The sequence below is a fragment of the Sinorhizobium fredii USDA 205 genome (assembly GCF_001461695.1).
GTDB lineage: Bacteria > Pseudomonadota > Alphaproteobacteria > Rhizobiales > Rhizobiaceae > Sinorhizobium > Sinorhizobium fredii.
The window spans coordinates 21,602-27,934 of the sequence record NZ_AUTC01000153.1; the positions used below are offsets into that span (position 1 = coordinate 21,602).

At 62.5% G+C, this 6,333-nt stretch carries 6 protein-coding genes; 2 read left to right on the top strand and 4 right to left on the bottom strand.

The window, feature by feature from the left end; translation table 11 throughout:
- The first annotated feature begins 140 nt into the window (after positions 1 to 140).
- On the top strand, positions 141 to 1,151 hold the full coding sequence (locus tag N181_RS21380) for a LacI family DNA-binding transcriptional regulator (RefSeq protein ID WP_037397949.1): 1,011 nt from the start codon (positions 141 to 143) through the stop codon (positions 1,149 to 1,151).
- 119 nt (positions 1,152 to 1,270) lie between these two features.
- Positions 1,271 to 1,894, top strand: coding sequence for a hypothetical protein (locus N181_RS21385; protein ID WP_037434522.1), 624 nt, complete (start codon positions 1,271 to 1,273; stop codon positions 1,892 to 1,894).
- 129 nt (positions 1,895 to 2,023) lie between these two features.
- Here N181_RS21385 and N181_RS21390 read toward each other — a convergent pair whose 3' ends face one another.
- From N181_RS21390 to N181_RS21405, 4 genes are all read right to left on the bottom strand, one after another.
- Entirely contained in the window at positions 2,024 to 2,824 is an 801-nt protein-coding gene (locus N181_RS21390; protein WP_037397937.1) for an ABC transporter ATP-binding protein, read from the bottom strand.
- 11 nt (positions 2,825 to 2,835) lie between these two features.
- A complete protein-coding gene (gene ntrB, locus N181_RS21395) occupies positions 2,836 to 3,729 on the bottom strand; it encodes a nitrate ABC transporter permease (protein WP_037397940.1) in 894 nt (297 codons plus the stop codon).
- Positions 3,730 to 3,846: 117 nt separating this feature from the next.
- A complete protein-coding gene (locus N181_RS21400) occupies positions 3,847 to 5,139 on the bottom strand; it encodes a CmpA/NrtA family ABC transporter substrate-binding protein (RefSeq protein ID WP_037434523.1) in 1,293 nt (430 codons plus the stop codon).
- 635 nt (positions 5,140 to 5,774) lie between these two features.
- Positions 5,775 to 6,167 carry a GFA family protein gene (locus tag N181_RS21405; protein WP_037434524.1) on the bottom strand — a complete coding sequence of 131 codons (393 nt, stop codon included), beginning with the start codon at positions 6,165 to 6,167 and terminating at the stop codon, positions 5,775 to 5,777.
- Positions 6,168 to 6,333 lie beyond the last annotated feature (166 nt).

A 6,333-nucleotide genomic window follows, 5' to 3' on the forward strand; every position in this document is an offset into this window, starting at 1 on the left:
AAGCGCGTGCAAATGCTGCATGACATGATCGTGGGTGTCAACAAGATTGTGCGATATTGTCGCCGGCTATGGCGCCACAACGGCTTGCACGCTCTTGCAAAACCATGCAAAGCTCCGTGCATGTTTTGGAGGCGGTGAACGTGTCGCAAAAGCCTTTCGTCAGCGCCCAGGAGGTAGCCGTGCGGGCCGGGGTCTCCCGCTCGGCAGTGTCGCGCACCTTCACGCCCGGTGCCAGCGTTTCTGCCGAGACGCGACGCAAGGTGATGGAGGCGGCCGAGGTGCTCGGCTATCACGTCAACCATCTGGCGCGCGGACTGATGCGCAATGAGAGCGGCATCGTCTGCCTCATCGTTTCGGATATGGGGACGCCGTATCGTTCCAGCCTGGTTCGGACCTTGACGCAGCACCTGCAGGATGCCGGCAAGATCGCCATGCTGGTCAACACGGACCGGTTCGATGGTAGCGTCGATCTGGCGCTCCGCCAGGCGATCCGCTATCGCGCCGACGCATCGATCATCCTCTCCGGCATGCCGGATAAATCGATCACGGAGCTCTGCCTGAAGAACGGCCAGCGCCTCGTCCTCATCAATCGCGACGACGCGCAGCCGGGCCCCTTCAGGATCAACCTCGACGACGGGGAGGCGGCCGGCCGTGTCGTGACCGCTTTCGTGCGTGCCGGCTGCCGCCGTCTCGCCTTTGCCAATTCGGAGGCGGGAACGCCGAGCCTGATGGCGCGCGAGCGCGGTTTCGTTGAAGCGGCGAGGGCGGTGGGGCTTGAGGTTCTGGTGGAGCGCTATGGACCAACCAACTACGACAGCGGCCGCGTCCTGGCTCAGCGGCTGCTAACGCGCCGCGAGCGTCCGGACGCCGTTTTCTGCGCGACGGACCTGCTCGCCTGTGGTTTCCTCGACGCCGCGCGCCACGACTTCTCGATCTCGGTCCCGGACCAGCTCTGCATGTCGGGGTTCGACGACATCGAGCAGGCCTCCTGGTCTTCCTACCAACTGACGACCTTCGCGCAACCGATCGAGGCGATCGCACGTGAAGCGGTCACATGGCTCGGCAGCGACAATGTCGCCGATCCGGCGGGCAGTTTGTCGGTTCGCCTCCACGCCGATTTCGTCTGGCGAATGTCCATACGCGGTGGCTAGAGGATGCCTCGCTGTCGCGACAAGCGCATCGCCTCCGGGTTCCTCACGAGATTTCGATTTTACGCTCGCCGTCGTGCGCAATACCCTTAAGCCCTGGACGTATCCAAGGGAGGTTCGCCATGAAGCGCATGGCACTTATCGCGACCGCATTGGCCTGTTCGCTCGTCTCAGCCTATGCTCAGGACACTTCGATGAGTTTCTTCGTCACCAGCGCCAATCCGGGCAAGGGCGGCGATCTCGGCGGGTTGGCAGGCGCCGATGCACATTGTGGCGCGCTGGCGACTGCCGGCGGTTCAACCGGCAAGACCTGGAGGGCCTATCTCTCCACCGATGCGGAGAACGCGAAAGATCGCATCGGTGCGGGACCTTGGCACAATGCCAAGGGTGAGAAGATTGCCCACGATGTTGCCTCGTTACACGGCGACAGCAACAATCTGACCAAACAAACTGCGCTCAACGAAAAGGGCGAAGTCATCAACGGACGGGGCGACACGCCGAACCGGCACGACATCCTGACCGGCACCAAGCCGGATGGAACCGCTGCCGCGGAAACCTGCGGCAACTGGACCATGGGCGGCGCGGAGGGTGCCGCAATCGTTGGTCACAGTGACCGCACCGGGTTGGACGACTCGGCGGCGGCCAAATCGTGGAACTCTTCCCATCCGACGCGCGGCGGCTGCACCATCGAGGCCTTCAAGGGCACCGGAGGTGACGGTCTCTTCTATTGCTTCGCGACAAATTGAGGATCGGCTGAGGCCAGGCCGGACCGCGTTACACTGGCTGAAAGCGGCTGCATTCCCCTGCGGGAGGGCAGGGGAAGCGGAGCCTGAGCTGGTGGGCGCGCGGATGCTCTAGCGATCGGGTGCAGGCAGTCACTCCGCAGCTTCGACGAAGCGGTGGCGTTCGTAGAGGAACTTGAGCACCGCTTCGCGACATTTCAGGTAGGTTCGGTCCGAGGCGAGCTCGATGCGCCGGCGCGGGCGGGGGAGCGGCACGTCGAGGATCTCACCGATCCGCGCAGACGGTCCGTTGGTCATCATCACGATGCGGTCGGAGAGCAGGACCGCCTCGTCGACGTCGTGGGTGATCATCAGGACCGTATTGCCAAGCGTCGCGTGGATCTGCATGACCTGGTCCTGCAGATGGGCGCGGGTCAAGGCGTCGAGCGCCCCGAAGGGTTCGTCGAGAAGCAGCACCTTCGGTTCCATGGCGAGCGCGCGGGCGATGCCGACGCGCTGCTTCATGCCACCGGACACTTCAGAAGGGCGCCTGTCGGCGGCGTGCGCCATCTGCACCAGTTCGAGGTTGCGCATGGTCCAGTCATGGCGTTCCCGCTTGTTGCGGGTCGCAGAAAAGACCTTGTCGACGGCGAGCCGGACGTTTTCATAGACCGTCAGCCACGGCAGCAGCGAGTGGTTCTGGAAGACGACGGCACGGTCCGGTCCCGGCTCGTCGACCACCTTGCCGTCGAGGAGCACCACGCCGCTCGTCGCCTGCGTCAACCCGCCAACGATGTTGAGCAGGGTCGACTTGCCGCAGCCGGAATGGCCGATGATCGAGATGAACTCGCCCTTTTCGACGGCAAGAGACACCTGTTTCAGGACCTCGGTGCGCGTTCCGCCGCGTTCGAAGGTCTTGTCGATAAGTTCGAGCGAGAGATAGCTTTTGGTCATGGAGGGTCTCCTCAGGCGTTCGCGGTGCCGCGGGTAACTGCGCGGCCGATCAGCGCGATGAGACGGTCGAGAAGGAAGCCGACGATGCCGACATAGATCAGCGCCACGATGATGTCGCTGATCAGCGACGAATTCCAGGCGTCCCAGATGAAGAAGCCGATGCCGACGCCACCGATCAGCATTTCGGCAGCGACGATCGCCAGCCAGGAGAGGCCGATGCCGATCCTGAGGCCCGTGAAGATGTACGGGGCGGCGGCGGGCAGCATGATCTTGGCGAAATATTCGAAGCCGTTCAGGCGCAGCACCCTGGCGACATTCTGGTAGTCCTGCGGAATGTTGCGGATGCCGACCGCGGTGTTGATGATGATCGGCCAGATCGCCGTGATGAAGATCACGAAGATCGCCGAGGGGGTGCCGTCCTGGAAGGCAGCCAGCGAAAGCGGCAGCCAGGCGAGCGGCGGCACGGTACGCAGCACCTGGAAGATCGGATCGAGGCCGCGCATGGCGAGCGCGCTCTGGCCGACAAGCACACCAAGGGCGATGCCGACCGCGGCAGCCATGACGTAGCCGAGCGCGACGCGCTGCAGGCTGGCGAAGACATGCCAGAACAGTCCCTGGTCGACGCCCTGGCCAGTATAGAAGGGATGGGCGATGAGTTCCCAGCTCTCCTCGAGCACGCGGGACGGCGCAGGCAGGCTCGATTCGGGCGACGAGCAAATGACCTGCCAGGCGAGAGTGAAGAACGACAGCGTGACGATCAACGGCAAGAGATTTGTGGCAGCCTGAGCGACAAAGCGCGACAGCCGGCGATCGATGCCGGGGCGCGCCGTGTAGCCGAGGGCGATGACCTGAGCGGAAGGCTGCGGCGGCGCCTGCGGTTCGAGCTTGAGATTGGTGACGGGCATGCCGTTCTCCTAAAGGTTTCGGGTCTACAGCGCCGTGCGTCGTTAGGCGCACAAAGGTGGCTGTATCTCTTTGAACTGCAGTGGCAGCCGGGTAGGGGGCCGGCTGCCATTGCGGCATCAGGCGATGCGGCTGATTGCCAGGCTCTTCAGGTAGGCTTCGGGGTTGGCGGGATCGAAGACCTTGCCGTCGAAGAAAGTCTCCGGACCGCGCGAGGTGGAGGCCGGGATATCGGCGACACCGAGGTCCTTTGCCGCTTCGCGCCAGATGTCTTCGCGGTTCACCTTGGCGATCAGCCCCTTGATGTCCGTCTCCGGCGCGAGCTTGCCCCAGCGGATGTTCTCGGTGAGGAACCAGGCGTCGTGGTTCTGGAAGGGGTAAGAGGCGTGATCGCGCCAGAACTTCATGAAGTGCGGGCTGTCCTCGACGACCTTGCCGTTGCCATAGTCGTACTCGCCCTTAAGGCGGCCGACGATGTCCTTGGGTGGCACATTGAACCAGCTGCGCTTGCCGACGATCTTGGCGAGTTCGTCCTTGTTCGCCATGTCATCGCACCATTGTGCGGCCTCCTCGATAGCCATGACCATCGCCTTCGCAGCGCGGGGGTTCTTCTCGACCCAGTCGGCGCGCATCGCGAAGGATTTCTCCGGATGCTTGGCCCAGATCTCGGCGGTGTTGACGGCGGTATAGCCAATCTTCTGGTTGACGAGCTGCGCATTCCACGGCTCGCCGACGCAGAAGCAATCCATGGTGCCGACCTTCATGTTGGCGACCATCTGCGGCGGCGGGACGACGATGGTCTCGACATCCTTGTCGGGATCGATGCCGCCGGCGGCGAGCCAGTAGCGGATCCAGAGGTCGTGCGTGCCGCCGGGGAAGGTCATGGCGACCTTGGCGGCCGCGCCACCTGCCTTCTTCTTGGCGAACACGTCCTTGAGGACCGAGGCGTCGAGACCGACCTTCAAATCGGCGTAGGCCGCCCCGACCGAGATCGCCTGGGCATCGAGATTGAGGCGGGTGAGGATCACCATCGGCAGCGGCTGGTTGTTCTGCGTCACCTTGCCGGTGGAGATGAGGTAGGGCATTGGCGTCAAGATATGGGCGCCGTCGATACCGGCGCCGGCTGAGCCGAGGACCAGATTGTCGCGGGTCGTGCCCCAGGACGCCTGCTTCACAACCTCCACCTCGGTCATGCCGTACTTGTCGAAGAAGCCCTTTTCCTTGGCTATGACAAGCGGCGCGGAATCCGTCAGAGCGATGAAGCCGAGAACTGCCTTCGTGGTCTCCGGACCGGCGCCCTGGGCGAAGGCTCCGGAGGGAAATAGCGTCTTCGCCGCACCGACCATGGCGGCGCTGGCAGTCGTCTTCAGCAGGCTGCGACGGGTCAGCCCGCCGATCGAAGTCTTGGTCATGCGCATGTTCCCTCAATTCGTTGGCCGGTGGAAAACCGACAAAAAAGCGCCGCTTGGTCATCGCGCTCGTGGGACTGGGAGGAATCCCTTTGGAGGCAAGGACCTTGCGACGCCGGTGTCTTTGGCAGGCGCTGTCGGCGCCCGAGCTTGCTTCAATCGCCGTTGACCGAAGCAAGAATTGCCACGCAAACACTGTGCCAGTTTGAGAGTCAAAAATATGTATTTGACTCTAAAGGATAAATTCGAAATATGTGACGCGCCTAGGAAATGGGCATTAGCGTTCGCTGATGAAAGTTTGTGCGTTGCAACATGAATGCATGGCTAAACAAGCAGCGGGTCGCTCGTCGGGCGAGACCTGTGAAAGGCCGGTCGCCTTCACTTCAAGGGGTCGACAGTTCGGTTTTGAGATCGGGACATTTTCAACCTTGCGCTAGCAACTCTGCGCGACATTGGAACGCCCGGCGGTCAACCCCGATCAGGCGGGCGGCTCAGGGTTGCAGCTTCGGTCTTCGCTTTGGCGGCCTGATCGCGACATGGAAGGAGAGGGCTGCCACTCCAGATAGCCAAGGAGAAAGCGGGCTGCCAACAGCCCCAGAGCCCCGGGTCGGCCACACCGACCTTGGAAACGCGCACAGTCAGTAACTGTCGCTCTGCGGCAGACCGTCTGTGATTTCGTAATAGTCGCCCTTTTCGCCCACAAATGTGTGTTTGGAGAGATGCAAGCCGGTCGGACCATCGAATAGGCCCATCGCGACCGCTGTGAACTCATAGCCTTCAATTGTCGGCTTCCAGAACAACGTCGAGCCGCATGCGGAACAGAAGCCACGTTCGACTTTGTCGGACGATCGGTACCAACAGACATGCTGCTCACCGCCGACCTCGAGCGCATCGCGCCGGACATTCACGGCAGCAAGGACGTGGCCGGACTGTTTTCGACACATTTTGCAATGGCAGGCTTCAGGCTGATGCTCAATCGGGCCTGCGACCTCAACACTGACCCTGCCGCACAGGCATGCACCCCGCAACATGGCATCCTCCACATCCGACATCGCCGGGCCGGCGTATTTGAGGTTGTCACGCTAGTTTAAACGAGAGGCGGGACTGTCGCATCTCTAACTGGCCCGACTGTCGCATTACTAAATAGCCCTGTGAATTCATGCCGAACTGCGACTTGCGCGTGTGACGCTACCCGAC